This window comes from Enterobacter sp. QK-SA4 (assembly GCF_056856775.1).
In genome coordinates this window covers 521,674-545,715 of the sequence record NZ_JBXFXH010000007.1, presented here as the reverse complement: position 1 = coordinate 545,715, position 24,042 = coordinate 521,674, and the positions used below count along the sequence as shown (strand labels likewise).

Annotated in this window: 20 protein-coding genes; 12 read left to right on the top strand and 8 right to left on the bottom strand. The window is 55.1% G+C overall.

Annotated features, from left to right (window positions below; translation table 11 throughout):
- Positions 1-3 precede the first annotated feature (3 nt).
- The 6 genes from lptB (at position 4) to npr (ending at position 4,263) form a co-directional block, all read left to right on the top strand.
- Positions 4-729 (top strand): LPS export ABC transporter ATP-binding protein, encoded by a 726-nt coding sequence (gene lptB / locus AC1VYI_RS04140; RefSeq protein ID WP_023309359.1) that lies wholly within the window; start codon positions 4-6, stop codon positions 727-729.
- Between the two features lie 47 nt (positions 730-776).
- Positions 777-2,210 (top strand): RNA polymerase factor sigma-54, encoded by a 1,434-nt coding sequence (gene rpoN / locus AC1VYI_RS04135; RefSeq protein WP_023309360.1) that lies wholly within the window; start codon positions 777-779, stop codon positions 2,208-2,210.
- A 22-nt stretch (positions 2,211-2,232) separates the two neighbouring features.
- On the top strand, positions 2,233-2,520 hold the full coding sequence (hpf, locus tag AC1VYI_RS04130; RefSeq protein WP_008501444.1) for a ribosome hibernation promoting factor: 288 nt from the start codon (positions 2,233-2,235) through the stop codon (positions 2,518-2,520).
- An 82-nt stretch (positions 2,521-2,602) separates the two neighbouring features.
- A complete protein-coding gene (gene ptsN, locus AC1VYI_RS04125; RefSeq protein ID WP_008501443.1) occupies positions 2,603-3,094 on the top strand; it encodes a PTS IIA-like nitrogen regulatory protein PtsN in 492 nt (163 codons plus the stop codon).
- Positions 3,095-3,139: 45 nt separating this feature from the next.
- Complete coding sequence (gene rapZ, locus AC1VYI_RS04120) at positions 3,140-3,994, top strand: RNase adapter RapZ (RefSeq protein ID WP_014885397.1); 855 nt, start codon at positions 3,140-3,142, stop codon at positions 3,992-3,994.
- Entirely contained in the window at positions 3,991-4,263 is a 273-nt protein-coding gene (gene npr / locus AC1VYI_RS04115) for a PTS phosphocarrier protein NPr (RefSeq protein ID WP_003861872.1), read from the top strand. The genes rapZ and npr overlap by 4 nt, the downstream gene beginning before the upstream one ends.
- Positions 4,264-4,302: 39 nt before the next feature.
- Here npr and mtgA read toward each other — a convergent pair whose 3' ends face one another.
- From mtgA to lptF, 5 genes are all read right to left on the bottom strand, one after another.
- Complete coding sequence (gene mtgA, locus AC1VYI_RS04110; RefSeq protein WP_023309361.1) at positions 4,303-5,028, bottom strand: monofunctional biosynthetic peptidoglycan transglycosylase; 726 nt, start codon at positions 5,026-5,028, stop codon at positions 4,303-4,305.
- A complete protein-coding gene (gene elbB / locus AC1VYI_RS04105) occupies positions 5,025-5,678 on the bottom strand; it encodes an isoprenoid biosynthesis glyoxalase ElbB (RefSeq protein WP_134867419.1) in 654 nt (217 codons plus the stop codon). The genes mtgA and elbB overlap by 4 nt, the downstream gene beginning before the upstream one ends.
- Before the next feature lie 232 nt (positions 5,679-5,910).
- Positions 5,911-8,244 carry an aerobic respiration two-component sensor histidine kinase ArcB gene (gene arcB / locus AC1VYI_RS04100; RefSeq protein ID WP_134867100.1) on the bottom strand — a complete coding sequence of 778 codons (2,334 nt, stop codon included), beginning with the start codon at positions 8,242-8,244 and terminating at the stop codon, positions 5,911-5,913.
- 135 nt (positions 8,245-8,379) lie between these two features.
- Positions 8,380-9,462, bottom strand: coding sequence for an LPS export ABC transporter permease LptG (lptG, locus tag AC1VYI_RS04095; RefSeq protein WP_023309364.1), 1,083 nt, complete (start codon positions 9,460-9,462; stop codon positions 8,380-8,382).
- A complete protein-coding gene (gene lptF / locus AC1VYI_RS04090) occupies positions 9,462-10,562 on the bottom strand; it encodes an LPS export ABC transporter permease LptF (RefSeq protein WP_024906345.1) in 1,101 nt (366 codons plus the stop codon). Before lptF ends, lptG begins: the two co-directional genes overlap by 1 nt.
- Positions 10,563-10,828: 266 nt before the next feature.
- Between lptF and pepA the strand changes: the two genes are divergently transcribed.
- The 5 genes from pepA to ahr all read left to right on the top strand — a co-directional run bounded on the left by pepA (position 10,829) and on the right by ahr (position 17,455).
- A complete protein-coding gene (pepA, locus tag AC1VYI_RS04085) occupies positions 10,829-12,340 on the top strand; it encodes a leucyl aminopeptidase (RefSeq protein WP_023309366.1) in 1,512 nt (503 codons plus the stop codon).
- Positions 12,341-12,426: 86 nt separating this feature from the next.
- Positions 12,427-12,870 (top strand): DNA polymerase III subunit chi, encoded by a 444-nt coding sequence (gene holC, locus AC1VYI_RS04080; protein WP_008502815.1) that lies wholly within the window; start codon positions 12,427-12,429, stop codon positions 12,868-12,870.
- Positions 12,870-15,725, top strand: coding sequence for a valine--tRNA ligase (locus tag AC1VYI_RS04075; protein ID WP_045355395.1), 2,856 nt, complete (start codon positions 12,870-12,872; stop codon positions 15,723-15,725). The genes holC and AC1VYI_RS04075 overlap by 1 nt, the downstream gene beginning before the upstream one ends.
- Positions 15,726-15,848: 123 nt before the next feature.
- Positions 15,849-16,352 (top strand): GNAT family N-acetyltransferase, encoded by a 504-nt coding sequence (locus AC1VYI_RS04070; protein WP_023309368.1) that lies wholly within the window; start codon positions 15,849-15,851, stop codon positions 16,350-16,352.
- Positions 16,353-16,435: 83 nt separating this feature from the next.
- Positions 16,436-17,455, top strand: coding sequence for an NADPH-dependent aldehyde reductase Ahr (gene ahr / locus AC1VYI_RS04065; RefSeq protein WP_023309369.1), 1,020 nt, complete (start codon positions 16,436-16,438; stop codon positions 17,453-17,455).
- Positions 17,456-17,547: 92 nt separating this feature from the next.
- Here ahr and AC1VYI_RS04060 read toward each other — a convergent pair whose 3' ends face one another.
- On the bottom strand, positions 17,548-19,194 hold the full coding sequence (locus AC1VYI_RS04060) for a dihydroxyacetone kinase subunit DhaK (protein WP_134867099.1): 1,647 nt from the start codon (positions 19,192-19,194) through the stop codon (positions 17,548-17,550).
- Between the two features lie 138 nt (positions 19,195-19,332).
- Here AC1VYI_RS04060 and AC1VYI_RS04055 point away from each other — a divergent pair, with 138 nt between their 5' ends.
- Positions 19,333-20,835, top strand: coding sequence for a helicase HerA-like C-terminal domain-containing protein (locus AC1VYI_RS04055; protein ID WP_023309371.1), 1,503 nt, complete (start codon positions 19,333-19,335; stop codon positions 20,833-20,835).
- A gap of 84 nt (positions 20,836-20,919) precedes the next feature.
- Here the strand turns inward: AC1VYI_RS04055 and AC1VYI_RS04050 are convergent, their stop codons facing one another.
- Together AC1VYI_RS04050 and AC1VYI_RS04045 are read right to left on the bottom strand one after the other, a co-directional pair.
- Positions 20,920-21,567 carry a T6SS immunity protein Tli3 family protein gene (locus tag AC1VYI_RS04050; protein WP_032668272.1) on the bottom strand — a complete coding sequence of 216 codons (648 nt, stop codon included), beginning with the start codon at positions 21,565-21,567 and terminating at the stop codon, positions 20,920-20,922.
- Between the two features lie 72 nt (positions 21,568-21,639).
- Positions 21,640-23,808 carry a T6SS effector phospholipase Tle3 domain-containing protein gene (locus tag AC1VYI_RS04045; protein ID WP_045403569.1) on the bottom strand — a complete coding sequence of 723 codons (2,169 nt, stop codon included), beginning with the start codon at positions 23,806-23,808 and terminating at the stop codon, positions 21,640-21,642.
- Between the last annotated feature and the right edge of the window lie 234 nt (positions 23,809-24,042).

Below are 24,042 nucleotides of genomic sequence, written 5' to 3'. Positions count from 1 at the left end.
GTTATGGCAACATTAACTGCAAAAAATCTCGCGAAGGCCTACAAGGGCCGCCGTGTCGTAGAAGATGTCAGTCTGACCGTCAACTCCGGCGAAATTGTAGGGCTGCTCGGCCCTAACGGTGCGGGTAAAACCACCACCTTCTACATGGTCGTTGGCATTGTGCCGCGCGATGCCGGCAACATTATCATTGACGATGAAGACATCAGCCTTCTGCCGCTGCACGCGCGCGCGCGTCGCGGGATCGGCTACCTGCCGCAGGAAGCCTCCATTTTCCGTCGTCTTAGCGTTTACGATAACCTGATGGCGGTCCTGCAAATTCGTAACGATCTGACCAGCGAGCAGCGTCAGGATCGTGCCAACGAGCTGATGGAAGAGTTCCACATTGAGCATCTGCGCGACAGCCTCGGTCAGGCACTCTCCGGGGGTGAACGCCGTCGCGTTGAGATTGCGCGTGCGCTGGCCGCAAACCCGAAATTTATCCTTCTGGATGAACCGTTTGCTGGCGTTGACCCGATCTCGGTTATCGACATTAAACGCATCATTGAACACCTGCGTGACAGCGGGCTTGGCGTACTGATCACCGACCACAACGTCCGTGAAACGCTGGCCGTGTGTGAACGCGCGTATATTGTGAGCCAGGGCAATCTGATCGCCCACGGTACGCCGCAGCAGATCCTCGAAGACGATCATGTTAAGCGCGTCTATCTTGGGGAAGACTTCAGACTCTGATAGGGTAGAGGTAACGTAACGCCGAACCGGAGAAAAATGCTCTGAACATGAAGCAAGGTTTGCAATTAAGGCTCAGCCAACAACTGGCGATGACGCCGCAGCTACAGCAGGCAATTCGCCTGTTGCAGCTGTCCACGTTAGAACTTCAGCAGGAGCTCCAGCAGGCGCTGGACAGCAACCCCCTGCTGGAACAAACCGATCTTCATGACGAGGTAGATACTCAGCAGTCACAGGATACAGAAGCGCTCGACACCGCGGATGCACTCGAACAAAAAGAGATGCCCGACGAGCTTCCGCTGGATGCCAGCTGGGATGAAATCTACACCGCCGGAACCCCTTCCGGTACGCGTGCAGACTACCAGGATGATGAGCTACCGGTCTATCAGGGAGAGACCACCCAGTCGCTGCAGGATTACCTGATGTGGCAGGTGGAACTCACCCCCTTCTCCGATACCGACCGTGCGATTGCCACGTCCATTGTTGATGCCGTTGACGACACCGGCTATTTGACCGTCACGCTGGACGATATTCTGGAAAGCATGGGCGACGACGAGATTGAGCTTGAGGAAGTCGAAGCCGTTCTGAAGCGCATCCAGCGTTTCGATCCGGTAGGCGTGGCCGCAAAAGATCTGCGTGACTGTCTGCTGATCCAGCTTTCTCAGTTCAGCAAAGAGACGCCATGGATCGACGAGGCGCGCTTAATCATCAGCGATCATCTGGATCTGTTGGCCAACCACGATTTCCGCAGCCTGATGCGCGTCACGCGGCTGAAGGAAGAGGTGCTGAAAGAAGCGGTGAATCTGATCCAGTCGCTCGATCCGCGCCCGGGACAGTCGATCCAGACCAGCGAGCCCGAGTACGTCATCCCGGACGTGCTGGTCAGAAAACACAATGACCGCTGGGTCGTTGAACTGAACTCAGACAGCATCCCTCGCCTGCAAATCAACCAGCAGTATGCCTCCATGTGCACCAGCGCGCGTAACGACTCCGACAATCAATATATTCGCAGCAATCTTCAGGAAGCGCGATGGCTGATCAAAAGTCTGGAGAGCCGAAATGATACGCTGCTACGCGTCAGCCGCTGTATTGTCGAACAGCAGCAGGCGTTCTTTGAGCAGGGCGAAGAGTATATGAAACCGATGGTACTGGCGGATATCGCCCAGGCCGTCGAGATGCATGAATCAACCATTTCCCGTGTCACCACGCAGAAGTATCTGCACAGTCCACGCGGTATTTTTGAGCTTAAGTATTTCTTCTCCAGCCATGTGAATACCGAGGGCGGCGGCGAAGCGTCGTCAACGGCCATTCGTGCCCTGGTGAAGAAGTTAATCGCCGCGGAGAACCCCGCGAAGCCACTAAGCGACAGTAAGTTAACCACCATGCTGTCCGATCAGGGTATTATGGTGGCACGTCGTACTGTTGCGAAGTATCGAGAGTCTTTATCCATTCCGCCGTCCAACCAGCGTAAACAGCTGGTCTGACACAACCGATAAGGAAGACACTATGCAGCTCAACATCACTGGACAAAACGTCGAAATTACTGAGGCTTTACGTGACTTCGTGAACGCGAAGTTTGCAAAACTCGAGCAGTATTTCGAAAGGATCAATCAGGTCTATATTGTGTTGAAAGTGGAGAAAGTGACTCATATCTCGGATGCCACCCTGCATGTTAACGGGGGTGAACTGCATGCCAGTGCGGAAGGGCAAGACATGTACGCTGCTATCGACGGCTTGATTGATAAGCTTGCACGACAGCTCAATAAACATAAAGATAAACTGAAACAACACTAATTGTCCGGGCAGTTAACGGGTGCAGGACGGCCTGTTGTGAAACACAACAGGCCATTTGTACAGTTAGCGCTTAGGTGAAATTATGATGAACAACGATTCCGCTCTTCAACTGAGCAATGTCCTTAACCAGGAATGTACCCGCAGTGCGGTTCACTGCCAGAGCAAAAAACGTGCGCTGGAGATCATCAGTGAACTGGCTGCCAAACAGCTGGGCCTGCCGCCGCAGGTGGTGTTCGAAGCGATTCTGACCCGTGAAAAAATGGGCAGTACCGGTATCGGCAACGGCATCGCGATCCCGCACGGCAAACTGGAAGAGGATACCCTGCGTGCCGTTGGTGTGTTTGTGCAGCTTGAAACACCCATCGCTTTCGATGCCATTGATAACCAGCCCGTCGATCTCCTCTTCGCGCTGCTGGTGCCCGCTGACCAGACAAAAACCCATCTGCATACGCTGTCGCTGGTCGCAAAACGTCTGGCCGATAAAACCATTTGCCGTCGACTGCGCTCGGCCCAAAGTGATGAAGAGCTCTATCAAATTATCACTGAAGCAGAAGGCAATCAGGATGATGCATAACCAGGAGATGGCCTTCACATCTGTTGTCCTGAGGAGAAACGGAACATGGTGCTGATGATTGTCAGTGGTCGTTCAGGGTCGGGGAAATCCGTTGCTCTGCGCGCCCTGGAAGACATGGGTTTTTACTGCGTCGATAACCTGCCGGTCGTGTTGTTACCCGACCTGGCCCGCACGCTGGCGGAGAGACAAACCTCTGCCGCCGTCAGTATCGACGTTCGCAACATGCCTGAATCGCCAGAGATCTTCGAACAGGCCATGAGCAACCTGCCTGACGCGTTCTCGCCTCAGCTGCTGTTCCTTGATGCAGACCGCAATACGCTGATCCGCCGCTACAGCGATACCCGTCGCTTGCACCCGCTATCCAGCAAGAACCTCTCTCTGGAGAGCGCTATCGATGAAGAGAGCGACCTGCTGGAACCGCTGCGTTCCCGTGCCGACCTGATTGTCGACACCTCTGAGATGTCCGTTCACGAGCTGGCGGAAATGCTGCGTACCCGGCTGTTGGGTAAACGCGAGCGCGAATTGACGATGGTGTTCGAATCCTTCGGCTTTAAGCACGGTATTCCAATCGATGCGGATTACGTTTTCGACGTGCGCTTCCTGCCGAACCCGCACTGGGATCCGAAGCTGCGTCCAATGACCGGTCTGGATAAGCCGGTGGCGGCGTTCCTCGACCGGCACACAGAAGTACACAATTTTATCTACCAGACGCGAAGCTACCTTGAGCTATGGTTACCTATGCTGGAGACAAACAATCGTAGCTACCTGACGGTGGCGATTGGCTGTACCGGCGGTAAACATCGTTCGGTTTATATCGCCGAACAGCTGGCCGACTATTTCCGCTCGCGCGGGAAGAACGTTCAGTCCCGTCATCGCACGCTGGAAAAACGTAAAACATGACCGTAAAACAAACCGTTGAGATCACCAATAAGCTGGGTATGCATGCACGCCCGGCGATGAAGCTGTTCGAGCTGATGCAGGGTTTCGATGCCGAGGTTCTGCTGCGGAATGACGAAGGTACCGAAGCGGAAGCGAACAGCGTGATTGCGCTGCTGATGCTGGATTCCGCCAAAGGGCGCCAGATTGAGGTTGAAGCCACCGGTCCTCAGGAAGAGGAAGCTCTGGCGGCGGTGATTGCCCTGTTTAACGCAGGGTTCGACGAAGATTAAGGTCTGCTATTCAGGCGGGTAGCGCTGCGCTTACCCGCTCTACATAAGATTATTACGCTGCATAAACCCCTCTCCACCCAGCTGATTCATCTGGCGCATAATCCACGCCTGACGGCTTCGCACGTACCCTGATGGGGCACTAGCCTTAAAGCGGATAGGGTTCGGTAACACAGCGGCCAGTAGCGCCGCTTCTGACATGCTCAGACGGCTGGCTGGCTTATTGAAATACCGCTGTGCGGCAGCTTCCACGCCAAATATGCCGTCGCCAAACTCAGCGACGTTCAGATAGACGGTCAGAATGCGTTTTTTGCTCCAGACCGTTTCCATTCCCAGGGTCAACCCCGCTTCCAGCCCTTTTCGCAACCAGCTTCGACCATCCCACAGAAACAGATTTTTGGCCGTCTGCTGCGACAAGGTTGACGCACCGCGCACGCGGTTTTCATGGCGTTCGTTATGGGCTAGCGCCTTCTCAATGGCCGCCACGTCGAACCCCCAGTGCTCCGGGAATTTCTGGTCCTCCGCCGCGATGACCGCCAGCCCCATGAACGGTGAGATCTCGTCCATGCTCACCCAGTCAGAGTGGGCAACGTAGCCGAAATCGCCGCTGAACCACGCGCTAAGCTGGCGCTCAACCATAACGGCAGAGAACGGAACCGGCATAATGCTGAATAAAGCCAGCCCGCCTCCCCAGAATACCGCCAGCACAAGTACGATGCGCAAGAGAAAACGTTTCACTCCTGCGCCTGCGGCAAATTTACGCCTCATTCAGTCAGCACCAGCACGCGAGCCACCAGCTTTTCAATACCTGAGGCCGCCTCAGCGATATTATTCGCCAGCATATACGCTGGCGTGGTGACAATTTTGTTATCTTCATCAACCACAATGTCATCAACCGGGCAAGGAACGTGCTCGCCCCCCATTTCCTCCACGATCTCCGCGGTATCAATATCCGTCCCGATAGTCAGCCGCAGCGGGAAATCAAAAATCCTGGGCAGCATTGCCGGCGCGATGCAGATAAAGCCCTGCGGTTTTCCTGCCGCATGCATGGCCTGCGACAGCGCTTTAAGATGAGGATCGATCTGACACTCCGCCCCCTGCGCAGCAAAGGTACTGAGATTTTTGGCCGCGCCAAACCCACCCGGCACAATGAGCGCATCAAGCTCTGTAGAGTCTGCCTGAATAAGAGGATGGATATCACCTCGCGCAATACGTGCGGCTTCAATCAGTACATTACGGGTCTCTGCCATCGGCTCGCCGGTCAGATGGTTAATCACATCCGCCTGATTTTTGTCTGGCGCAAAACAAATAACCTCTGCTCCCTGCTTAGCCAGGGCCAGCAGCGTGATTACGGCTTCATGTATTTCAGAACCATCGTAAACACCGCATCCGCTCAGCACGACACCAATCTTTTTCATCATGACAATCCTTTTCTGCAACTTGCTGAAGCACATTAATAATTTTGATTAAAACGCTATGCTTCACACATTTCACTGATTCATGTAACAAACCATTTAAGATTTGCTATCTTATCTGCGTGCGGCCTAAATTTTTCAGGCAGCGCCCTTTCGAAAATAACTTTATAAAACAGGCGCAGCCACGATTTCCCTGGTGTTGGCGCAGTATTCGCGCACCCCGGTTAAGCCGGGGTCATTTTTTTCTGGCGTCGACCCAGGCTTTAAGCACCGCCACATCGTTTTGCCACTCTTGTTTCATCTCTTCAACCCAATCACCCACGTTATCTTCCCATGCAGGTAAATCAGGCGACTGAATCTGTTGACCCAGCTGCTGCAGATGGCGTAAGCCGACCGAGCCGGCCGCTCCTTTAATTTTATGTCCTTCTTCGACAATGCCCTTCTGGTCCCGGGCGGTCAGGTTTGATTCCAGCACGCTCAGATAGCCCGGCATCATTTTTTCGAACACCGCCAGACCATCGGTAATCAGTTTCGGGCCGACCAGATCGATGTACTGCTCCAGCATCGCGGTATCGAGTATCGTTTGGGCTTTTGCGCTATCAACAGACGTCATGGTGCTCTCCTCTTCATCACGGGTATCCCAGAACTTCTTAATCATGGCGGTCAGAGCAGGCACCGCCAGCGGCTTGCTGAGTACATCGTCCATACCGGCATCGAGATACTCTTTTTTATCTTTCAGCACGTTCGCCGTCAGCGCCACCAGCGGCGGCAGTTCGTCGGCCGCGTACTGACGCGTAAGCTCTCGCGAAATATCCAGCCCGGTCATATCCGGCAGCTGAATATCCAGCAGAACAAGATCGTATTCGCCCGGTTTAAACATCTCCAGCGCGGCCTTACCGGTCATCGCGACATCCACGCTGTTGCCCAGTTTTTCCAACACCGATCGCGCCACAATCACGTTCAGCTCAATATCTTCCACCAGCAGGACGTGCAGCGCGGGCAGCGGCATGTCGTCGTTTTCAAAGGTGTCTTCAACCTCTTCCGCCACCGCCGGCGCATGGACCGTCAGCGTGAAGGTTGACCCTTTACCCGGCTGGCTGGCAACGGTGATATAGCCACCCATACTCTTCGCCAGCCGTTTAGAGACCGCCAGGCCAATGCCCGTTCCGGTCGCCGGTTTCCCGCCGTTGCTGTCCTTCACCTGGTAGTACATGGCGAAAATTTTGTCCTGCTCCTCCTGCGGAATACCTATCCCGGAGTCCTCCACCTCGAAGTGCAGCATGTCGCCTTCGTCATAGCGGATGCGCACCGCCACCTGCCCCTTCTGGGTAAATTTCACCGCGTTGCTGATAAGGTTCCACAGGATCTGGCGCAGACGCGTGCCGTCAGTCACCACTTTATGCGGCAGCGGCAGGGTTGGCTCCATGACAAAACTCAGTCCCTTCTGCTGCGCCTGCAGGCCGGACAGGTTTTCGAGGTCGGCAAGGAAGCTGGTGAAATCAACAGGCTGATTATCAAGCTGAACTTTACGGCGCTCCATCTTATCCATATCAATAATATCGTTGAAGATATTACCCAGCGTGACCGCTGAGACATGGATAGTCTTGAGGTATTTTGCCTGCTCTGCGGTCAGGTCGGTATCCAGCAGAATACGGCTCAGCCCGACAATGCCATTAAGCGGCGTACGCAGCTCGTGGCTGATAGTGGAGATAAAGGTCGTCTTATCACGGCTGGCGCGCTCCAGAGCGTCCTGGTAGCGCTTACGCTCGGTGATATCGCGGCCAAAGCCCATCAGGCCGTGGCGTTTCCCCACGCGGTCATAGTAGGGCACCTTACGGATCTCAAAACAGGCTTTGCGTCCGTCCGGGTAATCCAGCCACTGTTCATAGGTCAGCGAGACGTTATGGCGGAATACTTTTTCGTCCGTCTCCATGACCTTGGCCGCCGCTTCTTCAGAGTAAACGTCCTGCGGCTTCAGGTTAATCAGCTGCTTCTCGCTTTTCCCTGTGAGCAACTCCATCGCCCGGTTACAGCCGGAAAACTCTTTATCTTCATTACGGTAAAACACCAGATCCGGCGAAGCATCGAGGAACGACCGCAGGAAAGAGGATTGCTGCTCAAGCTGGATCTGCGTGACCTCGCGCTCTTTCATTTCGATTTTCAGCTGCTCCAGCGTGGCCTGACGCTCGGCTTCCGCCTTCTCACGATCTGAAATCTCCTGATTCAGCTGCGCAATGTTGTCTTTAAGCTGGACGTTGAGCTTCAGGTCGCGCTCGCGCATCTCTTCCAGTTTATCGACCAGTTTTGACAGACGCTGACGGGACTCTTCCAGCTGTTCAACCACCACGGAAAGGAAATAGACCGCCCAGGGAGTAATGAGCAAGCCAAAGAAGATGGAGCGGATAACGTCGATACTCTCGACCTGACCATGCAGAACCATGGTGACGGCCATTTGCACGACAATGGCCAGAACGACCAGCGCCAGCGCAAGCAGCATGGAGAAACGCACCAGCCCAAGCTTCATCATCAGGTCGACGTAATACTGGGCAAGCATTCGAATTTGCTTCATAGAGGATCCCTTCACGACTTTATCGCTCAATAATACTCAAATTCAGGGCGAGGCGTTGAAGGTTGTGAGAAAAAGTGCGGGATGAAACAGGAGATTAGCCTCGCTTCCGGTTAACCGGAAGCGAGGAGAGGTCGATCAGGAACGTTTCAACAGCAGCCAGAGGCTGATCAGGAGGAAACTTGCGCTTGGCAGCAGCGCACCGATTATCGGCGGAATGCCATAAACCAGCGTCAGCGGACCGAAGATCTGATCGAGCACGTAGAACACAAAGCCGAAGCTGATACCGGTCACTACGCGCACGCCCATCGGCACGCTGCGTAACGGGCCGAAGATAAACGACAGCGCCATCAGCATCATCACCGCCACGGACATTGGCTGGAAGATCTTGCTCCACATGTTGAGCTGATAACGTCCCGCATCCTGCCCGCTCGACTTCAGATATTTCACATAGTTGTGCAAACCGCTGATGGAGAGCGCGTCAGGGTCAAGCGCAACAACACCGAGCTTATCGGGCGTCAGGTTGGTCTTCCACGTACCGGTTACAGTCTGAGAACCGGCGATCTGTTTCGGATCGGTCAGGTCAGACTCATCGACCTGGGACAAACGCCACAGTTTATGTTCGGCGTCAAATTTCGCCGAAGAGGCGTGGCGGACTGACTCCAGACGGCGCTGGTCATCGAAAGCATAGATGCTGACCCCACCCAGTTCATCATTCCCCTTCACCCGTTCGATGTAGACGAAGTTTTTACCGTCTTTCGCCCATAAACCTTGTTGGGTCGAGAGCAGCGAGCCGCCGTACATGGCCTGCGCACGGTAGTTACGCGCCATCTGTTCGCCCTGCGGCGCGACCCACTCGCCAATCGCCATGGTCAACAGCACCAGTGGGATCGCGGTTTTCATGACCGACAGCGCAACCTGCATGCGGGTAAAGCCCGAGGCCTGCATAACGACCAGCTCGCTGCGCTGCGCCAGCATTCCCAGCCCCAGCAGCGCGCCCAGCAGGGCCGCCATCGGGAAGAAAATCTGCACATCTTTCGGCACGCTGAGCAGGGTATACATCCCCGCGCCCATCGCGTCATAGCTCCCCTGCCCGGCTTTTTTCAGCTGATCGACAAATTTGATAATACCGGAGAGCGACACCAGCATGAACAACGTCATCATGATGGTGGTAAAAATGGTTTTACCGATATAGCGATCAAGAACGCCAAACGCCTGCATTAGATGGCTCCTTTACGCGAGAATCGGGCACGTATGCGGCGCACAGGCACCGTATCCCACAGGTTTAATCCCAGCGCCAGTAAGATGTACAGGCTGTTGACGAACCATGTCCAGACCATAGGGTCCAGCTTACCCTTCGCGCCGTTAGAACGAATCGAGGTTTGCAGCAGGAAATAGATCAGGTAAAGCAGCATCGCCGGCAGCATAGAGAGCACGCGTCCCTGGCGCGGGTTCACCACGCTCAGCGGAACGACAATCAGCGCCATCATAAACACGGTGAAGACTAGCGTAATACGCCAGTGGAACTCAGCGCGCGCTCTGTCGGTATCGGTATTCCACAGGGTACGCATGTCCATTTGCTCGGTATCCGTTGGATCGAGCGCCACCGCCTGATGGCCGATAATGGCCTGATAGTTCTGGAAATCCGTAATACGGAAGTCGCGCAGCATCGCGGTGCCTTCGAAACGGGTGCCTTTGTTCAGCGTCACGATCTGAGAACCATCTTTGCGCTGAGCAAGCTGACCGGAGTCTGCAACCACCACGGAAGGACGCGCGTTACCTTTGGGACGTAACTGCGCCAGGAATACGTCGTTGAATTTACTGCCGTCAACGCTCTCAATAAACAGCACGGAGTTGCCGTCGGTCGCCTGCTGGAACTGACCCTGAGCTAAGGCTGCCATGCCGGGGTTGGCTTTCGCTTCGGCCAGCACTTCGTCCTGATGACGGGAAGACATGGGACCCGCCCACATCACATTCACCGCCGCGACAATACCCGTGAACAGCGCCAGTATCATGGCCGCTTTCACCAGTACCGCTTTGCTCAGACCACAGGCATGCATCACCGTGATTTCACTCTCGGTGTAGAGTTTCCCAAGCGTCATGAGCAGGCCAAGGAAAAGACTTAGCGGCAGGATGAGCTGCGCCATTTCCGGGATCCCTAAACCAAGCAGGGAAAGCACCAGATTAGTTGGAATTTCGCCGTCAACGGCCGCACCGAGGATCTTAACCAGCTTCTGACAGAAAAAAATCAGCAGCAGGATGAAGAGGATCGCCAGTTGGCTTTTGAGCGTCTCCCGCACCAGATATCTTATGATTATCACTTTAAATACGCCCGTAAAAACCCGTCTCTTTGCTGGAAAATCGCTTGTTTCATGGCTTAAACGTCATTTATTCTCTTGAGTCGTCGAAATCATCGCTAAGATTAAAACATCCGGCGGATTCACGCTTCAGGACTTTTTCTGACGTGTCGAAACCGTAGTAACGTAAGATTAACACGAAGTCACCACAACAGCGGACATGAGTTACGAAAGGTTTCAATTCTATCCGTAGCTGCCGCCGTTGTCTTTAAGATTCAGGAGCGTAGTGCATGGAGTTCAGTGTAAAAAGCGGTAGCCCGGAGAAACAGCGGAGTGCCTGCATCGTTGTGGGCGTCTTTGAACCACGCCGACTCTCCCCGATCGCCGAGCAACTCGATAAAATCAGTGACGGCTATATTAGCGCCCTGCTGCGCCGTGGCGAACTGGAAGGCAAACCTGGGCAGACGCTGTTACTGCACCATGTTCCGAACGTACTGTCAGAACGTATTCTGCTGATTGGCTGCGGCAAAGAACGCGAGCTGGATGAACGTCAGTATAAGCAGGTGATTCAGAAAACAATCAATACGCTGAATGATACCGGCTCAATGGAAGCCGTCTGCTTCCTGACGGAACTGCACGTTAAGGGACGTAACACCTACTGGAAAGTGCGTCAGGCGGTTGAAACGGCAAAAGAGAGCCTGTACAGCTTCGATCAGCTGAAGACCAATAAAAGCGAGCCGCGTCGTCCACTGCGTAAAATGGTCTTTAACGTGCCAACCCGTCGCGAGCTGACCAGCGGCGAACGCGCGATCCAGCACGGTCTGGCGATCGCGGCCGGCATTAAAGCGGCCAAAGATCTCGGCAACATGCCGCCTAACATCTGTAACGCGGCGTACCTCGCCTCTCAGGCGCGTCAGCTGGCCGACGCCTACAGCAAAAACGTCATTACCCGCGTCATCGGCGAACAGCAGATGAAAGAGCTGGGGATGCACTCTTACCTGGCAGTCGGTAACGGCTCGCAGAACGAATCCCTGATGTCCGTCATCGAGTACAAAGGCAATCCGTCCGAAGACGCGCGCCCGATTGTGCTCGTCGGTAAAGGCCTGACCTTCGACTCCGGCGGTATCTCCATCAAGCCTGCCGAAGGCATGGATGAGATGAAGTACGACATGTGCGGTGCGGCGGCGGTTTACGGCGTGATGCGCATGGTCGCGGAACTGCAGCTGCCTATCAACGTGATCGGCGTTCTGGCGGGCTGCGAAAATATGCCTGGCGGGCGCGCCTATCGTCCGGGTGACGTTCTGACCACCATGTCCGGCCAGACCGTTGAAGTGCTGAACACCGACGCCGAAGGCCGTCTGGTGCTGTGTGACGTGCTGACCTACGTTGAGCGCTTCGAGCCGGAAGCGGTGATTGACGTCGCAACCCTCACCGGAGCCTGTGTGATTGCGCTGGGCCACCACATCACCGGCCTGATGTCGAACCACAATCCGCTGGCGCACGAGCTTATTGGTGCTTCAGAGCAGGCCGGGGACCGCGCATGGCGTCTGCCGCTGGGTGACGAGTATCAGGATCAGCTGGAGTCTAACTTTGCGGATATGGCGAACATTGGCGGACGTCCTGGCGGGGCGATCACCGCGGGCTGCTTCCTGGCACGCTTCACCCGCAAGTACAACTGGGCGCACCTGGATATCGCGGGCACCGCATGGCGCTCCGGTAAAGCCAAAGGCGCAACCGGTCGTCCAGTGGCGCTGCTGTCGCAGTTCCTGCTGAACCGCGCAGGTTTTAACGGCGACGAGTAAGTCAAAACGGCAGTAAACCGTAGGCCGGGTAAGGCGAAGCCGCCGCCCGGCTTAAGCATTTAAAGTGAGCACAAGAAGCCCCATATATGAAGAATGCAACGTTCTACCTTCTGGACAACGACACCCATCAGGATGGCCTCAGCGCCGTAGAACAGCTGGTGTGTGAAATTGCCGCAGAACGTTGGCGCGCAGGTAAACGCGTTCTGATTGCCTGTGAAGATGAACAGCAGGCGATTCGCCTGGATGAAGCGCTGTGGGCGCGCCCGCCGGAAAGTTTTGTGCCGCATAACCTGTCGGGCGAAGGCCCGCGCGGCGGTGCACCGGTTGAAATTGCCTGGCCGCAAAAGCGCAACAGCAGCGCGCGCGATATTCTGATTAGCCTGCGGATAGATTTTGCAGATTTTGCCACCGCTTTCACAGAAGTGGTAGACTTTGTCCCTTACGAAGAATCTTTGAAACAACTGGCGCGCGAACGCTATAAAGCGTACCGCCTGGCTGGTTTTAACCTGAATACGGCAACCTGGAAATAATGGAAAAGACATATAACCCACGCGATATCGAACAGCCGCTTTACGAGCACTGGGAACAGCAGGGCTATTTCAAGCCTAACGGCGACGAAAGCAAAGAGTCCTTCTGCATCATGATCCCGCCGCCGAACGTCACCGGCAGTTTGCATATGGGTCATGCTTTCCAGCAGACCATCATGGACACTATGATCCGCTACCAGCGCATGCAGGGTAAAAACACCCTGTGGCAGGCGGGGACTGACCACGCGGGTATCGCGACCCAGATGGTGGTTGAGCGTAAAATTGCCGCTGAAGAAGGAAAAACCCGCCACGACTACGGTCGCGACGCGTTCATCGATAAAATCTGGCAGTGGAAGGCGGAATCCGGCGGCACAATTACCCGTCAGATGCGCCGTCTAGGCAACTCCGTGGACTGGGAGCGCGAGCGCTTCACCATGGACGAAGGCCTGTCCAACGCCGTTAAAGAAGTCTTCGTCCGCCTGTACAAAGAAGACCTGATTTACCGCGGCAAACGCCTGGTAAACTGGGATCCAAAACTGCGCACCGCCATCTCTGACCTGGAAGTGGAAAACCGCGAGTCTAAAGGCTCTATGTGGCACATCCGCTATCCGCTGGCCGATGGCGCAAAAACAGCCGACGGTAAAGATTACCTGGTGGTCGCGACCACCCGTCCGGAAACCCTGCTGGGCGATACCGGCGTGGCCGTTAACCCGGAAGATCCGCGTTATAAAGATCTGATCGGCAAATTCGTGGTGCTGCCGCTGGTAAACCGCCGTATTCCGATTGTGGGCGACGAACACGCCGACATGGAAAAAGGTACCGGCTGCGTAAAAATCACCCCTGCACACGACTTCAACGACTATGAAGTCGGCCGTCGTCACGCCCTGCCGATGATCAACATTCTGACCTTCGACGGTGATATCCGCGAAAGCGCAGAAGTGTACGACACCAAAGGCAACGAATCCGACGTTTACTCCAGCGACATCCCGGCTGAGTTCCAGAAGCTGGAGCGTTTTGCCGCGCGTAAAGCCATCGTGGCTGCCGTTGACGCGCTCGGCCTGCTGGAAGAGATCAAACCTCACGATCTGACCGTGCCGTACGGCGACCGTGGCGGCGTGGTTATCGAGCCAATGCTGACCGACCAGTGGTACGTGCGTGCCGACGTGCTGGCGAAACCGGCTGTGGAAGCGGTTGAGAACGGCAGCATTCAGTTCGTGCCGAAGCAGTACGAAAACATGTACTTCTCCTGGATGCGCGACATTCAGGACTGGTGTATCTCCCGTCAGCTGTGGTGGGGTCACCGTATTCCGGCGTGGTACGACAACGAAGGCAACGTTTACGTTGGCCGTAGCGAAGACGAAGTGCGTCAGGAAAACAACCTGAGCGCGGACGTTGCGCTGCGTCAGGACGAAGACGTTCTGGACACCTGGTTCTCCTCCGCGCTGTGGACCTTCTCCACCCTCGGCTGGCCAGAAAACACCGACGCACTGCGTCAGTTCCACCCAACCAGCGTGATGGTGTCCGGCTTCGACATTATCTTCTTCTGGATTGCCCGCATGATCATGATGACCATGCACTTCATCAAAGACGAAGACGGCAAGCCGCAGGTTCCGTTCCATACCGTCTACATGACCGGTCTGATCCGCGACGATGAAGGCCAGAAGATGTCCAAGTCCAAGGGGAACGTGATTGACCCGCTGGATATGGTTGACGGTATCTCTCTGGAAGATCTGCTGGAAAAACGTACCGGCAACATGATGCAGCCGCAGCTGGCTGAGAAAATCCGCAAGCGCACCGAGAAGCAGTTCCCGAACGGGATCGAGTCTCACGGTACCGACGCCCTGCGCTTCACCCTGGCGGCACTGGCCTCAACCGGTCGTGACATCAACTGGGACATGAAGCGTCTGGAAGGTTACCGTAACTTCTGTAACAAACTGTGGAACGCCAGCCGCTTCGTGCTGATGAATACCGAAGATCAGGATTGCGGCTTCAACGGCGGCGAGATGACGCTGTCTCTGGCAGACCGCTGGATCCTGGCGGAATTCAACCAGACGGTGAAAGCGTTCCGCGAGGCGCTGGACAGCTACCGCTTCGATATCGCGGCGGGCATCCTGTATGAATTCACCTGGAACCAGTTCTGCGACTGGTATCTGGAGCTGGCGAAGCCGGTGATGAACGGCGGCACTGAGGCGGAACTGCGCGGCACGCGCAACACGCTGATTACCGTTCTGGAAGGCCTGCTGCGCCTGGCGCATCCGGTCATTCCATTCATCACCGAAACCATCTGGCAGCGCGTGAAGGTGATTGCGGGCATCAACGCCGATACCATCATGCTGCAGCCGTTCCCGGAATTCGATGCGGCCAAGGTTGATGAAGCGGCGTCCGCGGATACCGAGTGGCTGAAACAGGCGATCGTTGCGGTACGTAACATCCGCGCTGAAATGAACATCGCCCCTGGCAAACCGCTGGAGCTGCTGCTTCGTGGCTGCAGCGAAGCGGTCGTTCGTCGCGTCACCGAGAACAACACTTTCCTGAAGACCATGGCGCGTCTGGAAAGCATCACCGTGCTGCCTGCGGATGACAAAGGTCCGGTTTCCGTGACCAAAATCATCGACGGTGCCGAGCTGCTGATCCCGATGGCGGGCCTGATCGACAAAGACGCCGAGCTGGCTCGTCTGGCGAAAGAAGTGGCAAAAGTCGACGTGGAAATTGGCAAAATCGAAAGCAAGCTGGCGAACGAAGGCTTTGTGGCCCGCGCGCCGGAAGCGGTCATCGCGAAAGAGCGCGAGCGTCTGGTTGCTTTCGCCGATGCGAAGACCAAACTGATCGAGCAGCAGGCGGTTATCGCAGCCCTGTAATGCTTTTACCCCTTACGCTTCAGGGCGTAAGGGGTAACCTTCCTGAAAACTCCTCGCTTGCACTCCCCTTTCTGCGGTGCTATTAACAGCAGTTATGTGTCAATTTTTGTTATGAGTAATGCTATGAGCGTGATTACCCCCGTCGCGACGACGATGCGCCGGATCGCTGAGCAGGATAATTCGGCTATCGCCGCCGTTATCCGCACCGTTTCTGCCGAATATGGCCTGACGGCTGACAAAGGCTACACGGTTGCTGACCCGAACCTGGACGAGCTTTACCAGCTCTACAGCCAGCCAGGGCATGCCTACTGGGTAATCGAGCAGAACGGCCAGGTGGTGGGCGGCGGCGGCGTGGCGCCCCTCAGCTGCAGCGAGCCGGATATCTGTGAACTACAGAAAATGTATTTCCTGCCAACGGCGCGCGGGCAAGGACTGGCAAAAAAGCTGGCGCTGATTGCGCTGGACCACGCGCGCAAGCAGGGTTTTACACGCTGCTACCTTGAAACAACCGCTTTCCTCAAAGAGGCCATCGGCCTGTATGAACATCTGGGCTTTGAGCATATCGATGCACCGCTGGGCTGTACCGGCCACGTTGATTGCGAAGTCAGAATGCTGAAAAGTCTGTAACTTTCGTTCCTGCCCTCTTCTGTTAAGCGGCTGTAAAATGAATGCTCTACACTCTCAGTTCACACCACAACGGGGGAAACACGATGTCGAAGATAAAAAGCTACGCCGCACCGCAGGCGGGTGCAGAACTTGAGCTGTACGAGTACGATGCGGGCGAACTAAAAGCAGAAGACGTCGAAGTACAGGTTGATTACTGCGGGATCTGCCACTCGGATCTCTCGATGATCGATAACGAATGGGGCTTCTCCAGCTATCCGCTGGTTGCCGGGCACGAAGTTATTGGCCGCGTCGTGGCGCTCGGTAGCGCCGCGCAGGACAAAGGGCTGAAAGTGGGCCAGCGCGTGGGCATTGGCTGGACGGCACGCAGCTGTGGCCACTGTGACGCCTGTATCAGCGGCAATCAGATCAACTGCCTCGAAGGCGCCGTTCCCACCATTCTGAACAAAGGCGGTTTTGCCGACAAACTGCGCGCCGACTGGCAATGGGTGATCCCGCTGCCGGACAGCATTGATATCGAATCCGCCGGTCCGCTGCTGTGCGGCGGTATCACCGTCTTCAAACCCCTGCTGATGCACCATATCACCGCCACCAGCCGCGTGGGCGTGATTGGTATTGGCGGTCTGGGCCATATCGCTATCAAGCTGCTTCACGCGATGGGCTGTGAAGTCACGGCATTCAGCTCGAACCCGGCGAAAGAGAAAGAAGTGCTGGCGATGGGTGCGGATAAAGTCGTGAACAGCCGCGATCCTGAAGCGCTTAACGCGCTGGCTGGGCAGTTTGACCTGATCATCAACACCGTTAACGTCGATCTCAACTGGCAGCCGTACTTTGAGGCGCTGGCCTACGGCGGTAACTTCCATACCGTAGGTGCTGTGATGAAGCCGCTGCCGGTTCCGGCGTTTACCCTGATCGGCGGGGATCGCAGCGTGTCAGGCTCCGCGACCGGTACGCCGTTTGAGTTGCGCAAGCTGATGAAGTTTGCCGGACGCACCAAAGTGGCCCCGACCACCGAACTGTATCCGATGTCGAAAATCAACGAAGCGATCCAGCACGTGCGTGACGGCAAAGCCCGCTACCGCGTGGTATTGAAAGCGGATTTTTGATGTGACATAGGCGGGGAATGTGCGGCCTGATGCCCTCACCCCAACCCTCTCCCACAGGGAGAGGGCGCACACACGAAAAACGGTAACGGTCGTTACCGTTTTGCATCTACCAGGGCCTTAAACACCTCAGCCACCGCGACCGCACCGGGATCCATTACCCCATCCAGATTCTCTTTATTCACATACGATGAACGTCCCGCGCCGGCTTTCGCCATTTTCGCCGTTGCTTCGGCACCGTGCTGTGCGGCCTGCGCCGCTGCCTGAATATCGCCACCTTTCAATGCTTCAAGCGCCGGTTGCAGCGCGTCGATCAGTGTACGATCGCCGAGATCTGCCCCACCGTACTGCTTCATCTGCGCCAGCCCGCTGAGCAATGCCTCGGGCAGCGGCTGACCATCGTGAAGCTTTTGCCCGGCCGCGGTGAAGAAGATCGACATCAGCACCCCGCTCGATCCGCCCATCACCGTCGCCAGCCGCTCGCCCACCAGCAACAGCAGCGTCGATACGTTATCAAGCGGGAGCTTGCGATCCTCCAGACGCTGCGCAATATCCCGCGCCCCTTGCGCAAAAGTGGAGCCGGTATCGCCGTCGCCCACTTTGGCATCCAGCGCGTTCAGTCGGTTTTCCAGCTGGAGCAGCGTTTTCGTCACCGAGGAGACATACTCTCCCACCCGCAGATTGTCCGACGGAGTGTATTCCACGCGATCGTGAATGGCGGTATGCGCCACGGTGCGCAGTGGCGCAAACGCCACGGGCTTCTGCCAGCCCAGCGTTTCGACCTCGGCGTGAATCGCCTTTTCAAAGAAGTCGTTGAGCTTAAGCAGCGTGAGCGAAAAGCCCTTCATGTCCAGCGCGCTCACCAGCGGCGCGGGGCCTATCAGGTACGCGATCTCCTCTTTCAGCGCCGAATGCGCCAGCTCTTTGGTCAGCAGCGCCATCTCCAGCGCCGATACGCCGCCGAGATTGTTAATCAATACCGCAAACCGCCCTTCTCCCGCCTGCGCGCGTAACGGCGTCACCAGCGTGTCGATAATGGCTTTGCTGTTCTGCGTATCCACGACGGAAGCACCGGGCTCGCCGTGAATGCCCAGCCCCAGCTCGACATGGCCCTGCTTAATGCGCCCCTCTTCCTCGTCGCTGCCCGGCAGGTTGCACGTTTGCATCGCAACGCCCAGGCTCCAGAGGTTATCGCAGGCCTGTTGCGCAATATCCCGCACCTCGCTTAGCGATTTCCCGTGCTCCGCCGCATAGCCCGCAATCTTGTGCACCAGTGCCGTACCGGCAATACCGCGCGGCTGTTTGTTATCCGGCAGCGCGATATCGTCCGCCACGATCGCCATCTCCACCTTAAGACCGTAGCGTTTGGCCTTTTCTGCCGCGAGGCCAAAGTTCAGGCGATCGCCGGTGTAGTTTTTGACAATCAGCAGACAGCCTCGATCGCCCGTGACCGCCACAATGGCATTCAGCACCGCATCCACGCTCGGCGAGGCAAACAGATCGCCACACACTGCCGCCGTCAGCATCCCTTTGCCGACAAACCCGGCGTGCGCGGGTTCGTGGCCTGAGCCGCCGCCGGAGATCACCGCCACGCGGCTTTTGTCCCAGTCGCCGCGTGCGACGATCCTGATGGCCGGATCGATATCAAGTTTGACGAGATTTGCGTGTGGCGCAGAAAGCAGTATGCCTTCAATGGCATCGTTGACCAGCTGTTTGCGATCGTTAAAGAAGAATCTGGACATCGTTTCCCACTATTTTTGTGAACCGTATGCAAAAGCATAGTCCGCGCTGGATAATGCGCCGCAAAGTCAGGAATTTACTCAACCAAATTGCGGTCAGGTTGCCTATACTCCACCCAGGACTAAGAGAGGAAGCGCATCATGAGTACACCATTGTTAATTGCCCGGACGCTGGAAAAAGAGCTGTATTTACTGCCCGCGATGGCGAACCGCCACGGTCTGATCACCGGAGCGACCGGGACAGGCAAAACCGTCACCCTGCAAAAGCTGGCTGAGTCGCTTTCGGAGATTGGCGTACCGGTCTTTATGGCTGACGTGAAAGGCGATTTAACCGGTGTGGCTCAGGAAGGTACGGCCTCTGAGAAACTGCTCGAACGGCTGAAGAATATTGGCATCACGGACTGGACGCCGCATAACAATCCGGTGGTAGTGTGGGATATCTTTGGTGAGAAAGGCCACCCGGTGCGCGCTACCGTCTCCGACCTCGGCCCGCTTCTGCTGGCCCGTCTGCTTAACCTCAACGACGTGCAGTCCGGCGTGCTGAATATTATCTTCCGCATTGCCGACGATCAGGGGCTGTTGCTGCTTGATTTCAAAGATCTGCGCGCCATTACGCAGTACATCGGCGATAACGCCAAATCCTTCCAGAACCAGTACGGCAATATCAGCAGCGCCTCGGTGGGCGCCATTCAGCGCGGGTTGCTGACCCTGGAGCAACAGGGTGCCGAACACTTCTTCGGCGAGCCGATGCTGGATATCAAAGACTGGATGCGCACCGACAGCAGCGGCAAAGGCATCATCAACATTCTGAGCTCCGAGAAGCTCTACCAGATGCCAAAGCTCTACGCCGCCAGCCTGCTGTGGATGCTCTCTGAACTCTACGAACAGTTACCCGAAGCGGGCGATCTGGAAAAACCGAAGCTGGTCTTCTTCTTCGACGAAGCGCACCTTCTGTTTAACGATGCGCCGCAGGTATTGCTGGATAAGATTGAACAGGTCATTCGCCTGATCCGCTCCAAAGGCGTTGGCGTCTGGTTTGTTTCACAAAACCCGTCGGACATCCCGGATAACGTGCTCGGCCAGCTCGGTAACCGCGTGCAGCACGCCCTGCGCGCCTTTACGCCGAAGGATCAGAAAGCGGTGAAAGCCGCCGCGCAGACCATGCGCGCTAATCCTGCCTTTGATACCGAAGCGGCGATTCAGGCGTTAGGCACCGGTGAAGCGCTGATCTCATTCCTGGATGCGAAGGGCAGCCCGTCCGTGGTGGAACGCGCCATGGTGATCGCGCCCTGCTCGCGCATGGGGCCGGTTACCGACGATGAACGTAACGGCCTGATTAACCACTCTCCGGTTTACGGGAAGTACGAAGACGAGGTTGATCGCGAGTCCGCGTTCGAGATGCTGCAAAAAGGAGTGCAGGCGACCACCGAATCCCAGGATGCGCCTGCCGCTAAAGGGCAGTCTGTCGCCGTGGATGACGGTATTCTCGGGGGGCTCAAAGACATCCTGTTCGGCAGCACCGGGCCGCGCGGCGGCAAGCGCGACGGCGTGGTACAAACCATGGCGAAAAGCGCGGCGCGGCAGGTCACCAATCAGATAGTGCGCGGCATGCTGGGAAGTCTGTTAGGCGGCCGTCGCCGGTAGCGGGGATAAAGTAAAACTGTCCTATACTTACCTGAGATTCGCCTTTTTGAATACCTCCCCCGTTTGGGAAGGTATTCAAACGCCTCAGTGCTTATCCATATCGCAGCGCATATGATCCCAGCCGGTGTAGTTTTTCACTTCTGGTACTTTGTCTGGCTGTCCTTGCCAGTTGATTTTAAATTGCTCAATACTCCCCTGGAGCCCTTCTTTGGTCATGTAGACCATGCCCCATGCCGCTCCCGGAGAGCGTGGTTTAATATGATGCACAGAGCCGTCCTCAGCTTCATAGGTTATCCCCGGCCCCCCTGTTGCCAGACGGGGGTCATCATAGGGTTTGGATGACATATATAGTCGGTGTTTGGTTTGCAAGAATCCCTGATCGTTTACGACGGTGAAAGATATCAGGGCATCGTAGGGTGGCGAGGAATCGCCATTAGGTTCGTTTTCAGTGGGCGGGAACGATGAAGGATACCATGTCTTCCCATAGTCTTTAGACACAATCGAGCCGGCTGAATCCCAGGTTGGCAGCGCAATATAACGTTCTGAAGGATGAATAAATTTTTTGGTAAAAATACGATAAAACTGGCTTACGGGTTGAGTTCGAATCCCCCGTTTCGTATCGACATACCAGATTTCACCTGCACAATTCCAGCCTTTCAACTCCAGGTAGCGGTGGCCATCAAAACGGTACACAATTTGCGTAGGACTGGTATCTGCGGAGGGCTGATTCATCGCCCAGATGGTCACGATACCGATAACTAATACTAACCATAAGATGAAAAATTTCCGGCTCACGTGATATACCTACTTTTCGTTAATTTGGCTTATATTTAACGCTCGTGGCATTTCCCATTGCAGAATAATTTTTTCTTCGAACTTAACAGGCTTAACAATGCCATATTCAATTTCCATCCTGTTGCGTTTATGGGGTCGGACACCAGCATAATTATTCACTACTCCAAATTCATCTTTCGGTAATATTGCGTCAGGTTTATTCATAAAAAATTTGGTCGTAGAATCATCCAGTTTTCCTGTTCGGTAATATTCTTTAGCCTGAAAATTCTTATTCAACGGATCCCGCCAGTCCGCGCGATGCAAAAGATCCTCCCAAAAACGGCCAGCCTTATAATCAAAAGATTTGCATTGCCCGATGGCTAAATCAAAGGCCATGGCCTGGGAAGGTGCATACTCGCTCATCACAATGGAGGAGTGCTGGCTGTACCCAACGGGATCAGCTTTCTTCCATTCATCTTCCAGCTCATCGCGGTTTTTCAGCCAAACCAGCGTCAGGTTTCTGAACGTATCGACGCCCGACACAACTCCCTGAATCACTTTGTGCTTCCGCTCAACTGTCATCTCTTGCAGCTCGTCAGGGGTCAGCGAATGGCCTGGCTTCATCGTTGGGTAATAATATTTATCCATAGGAAACATGCCTGAGGCTGTTCTGCTCAGGGCATGGGCTTTCGCGGAATACGAAATATAGGCGTCGGGACTTTCTGGATCGATATAAGCTTCATAGGGTATATCGCAGGTTTTCGGGTCGTTGTCTTTTCGGTTTTTCTCACCCTGTAATTCAAATACAAATGGCTCAGGTAATTCTTCGCCATTGATGACAACATCACGAGCAGAGTAAATCGCGTTCGTAACAGAACTGTATTTCGCATCCCCTTTCTGTATTGCGGGCAGTTCGAAGCACGTTTTGTCTGGCGGGAAACCGACATGACCATGCTGGTAAAAGACCCGCTGATACAGGTTTGGAATATGACAGGCGATGTTTTGCGGGATACCGCGCCAGCCAATGCCCTGAATGTTTTTCAGGGATACCGTTCCGTCATTCGGACAGAAATAATTATACACCTTGCCGTTATTATCCCGTCGGAACCGAGCATCCTGCCGTAATGGGTTATCTGACGGTTTTCGTAATGTGCAAGCGGCCTCCATCGCCAGCATGTCTGCCTCAGTCACCTCGCCACCTTTGTACTGCGTTGCCATCAGGGCACAGAAATTGCTGAATGTCTGCTGACGGGCAGCGCTGGTCTGGTGATGACCAGACTGGGCATTTTCTAATAGTCGCTCTTCCAGCGAATACGGGGAGTGGGTCAGAATGGTGCAGTTAACGGGATCATAACCAGCCTGCTTCACCAGCATATTAGCCAGCATTGTAATGATAGTGCCCTGGCTGTGCGCCACGATGTTAATCACATCGTTCTCTGTAACTGGCTCTTTTCGGATTTGAATAATCAAATCCGCCAGCCGCTGAGCGGCAAAAAACTGATAGATGCGGTGCGGGTTGGGAAAGATGGGGTGGGTGAAATCGCCGCCATTTGCATGCAACGTCATAAAACCGGTGGCAGCGACGGCAACGCCACCGGCCCCCGGGCCAAGCATGTCCGGTATATTGGTGGTTGCATTGGCAAACGTGCCACCACCTTTGGCAAAATTGATATCGAGCGCATTTTTAAAGCAGTCGTTCTGAAATGCAAACGCCCCTTTACTGTCATTACCCAGCGCGGCCTTCTTGGTTTCGTCATCTTCCTGGTAGGCGTCGTAAGGGATGTGGGCGTCGCTGCCCAGCTTTCCGACTTCGTCCCGATAACGCTTCTGGTCAGCGCGCCACTCCTCATGCGTAACCGGCTTATAGCCCCAGTAAAAGGGGATAATGGGAGAACGTCCAGGCTCACAGATTTTCTTTTGCGCCTCTTCGTTGTGGGACATGATGAAATCTTTCCACTCGTGCGCATACAGGTCTGAACGGTTCAACCGCTTGCTTAACCCGGAAATAATCCCTTTTTCCTGATTCTGATAAGCTTCCCCAACATCGTTCACACCGTGCACCAGAATCACAATGCATGGCATCGGGCGCGGAACGCCAACTTTACGGGTCTGGGCTACCAGGCCCAAACTTTTGTGAACAGGAATATCGTTTTCAGATATAACGCGTGGACAATACGGACTTATTCTTACACCTGTCATCAACGTATCTCCAGATAATGAATACCGCTGAGACAGCTAAAACAACATAAATTACCTTCCATACGGAATACCCTTTTTAAGAGTGGCGATGTAAGACATTACGCCTGTAAGGAAGGCATTTAAATACGAAATAAAATATCAAAAAGCACCACAGAAACTCGGATTATTCATCCAGTGAATAACTCACAGAAAAGAGAAAATGGATTTACTGCGATATTAATAGTCTGACGACTA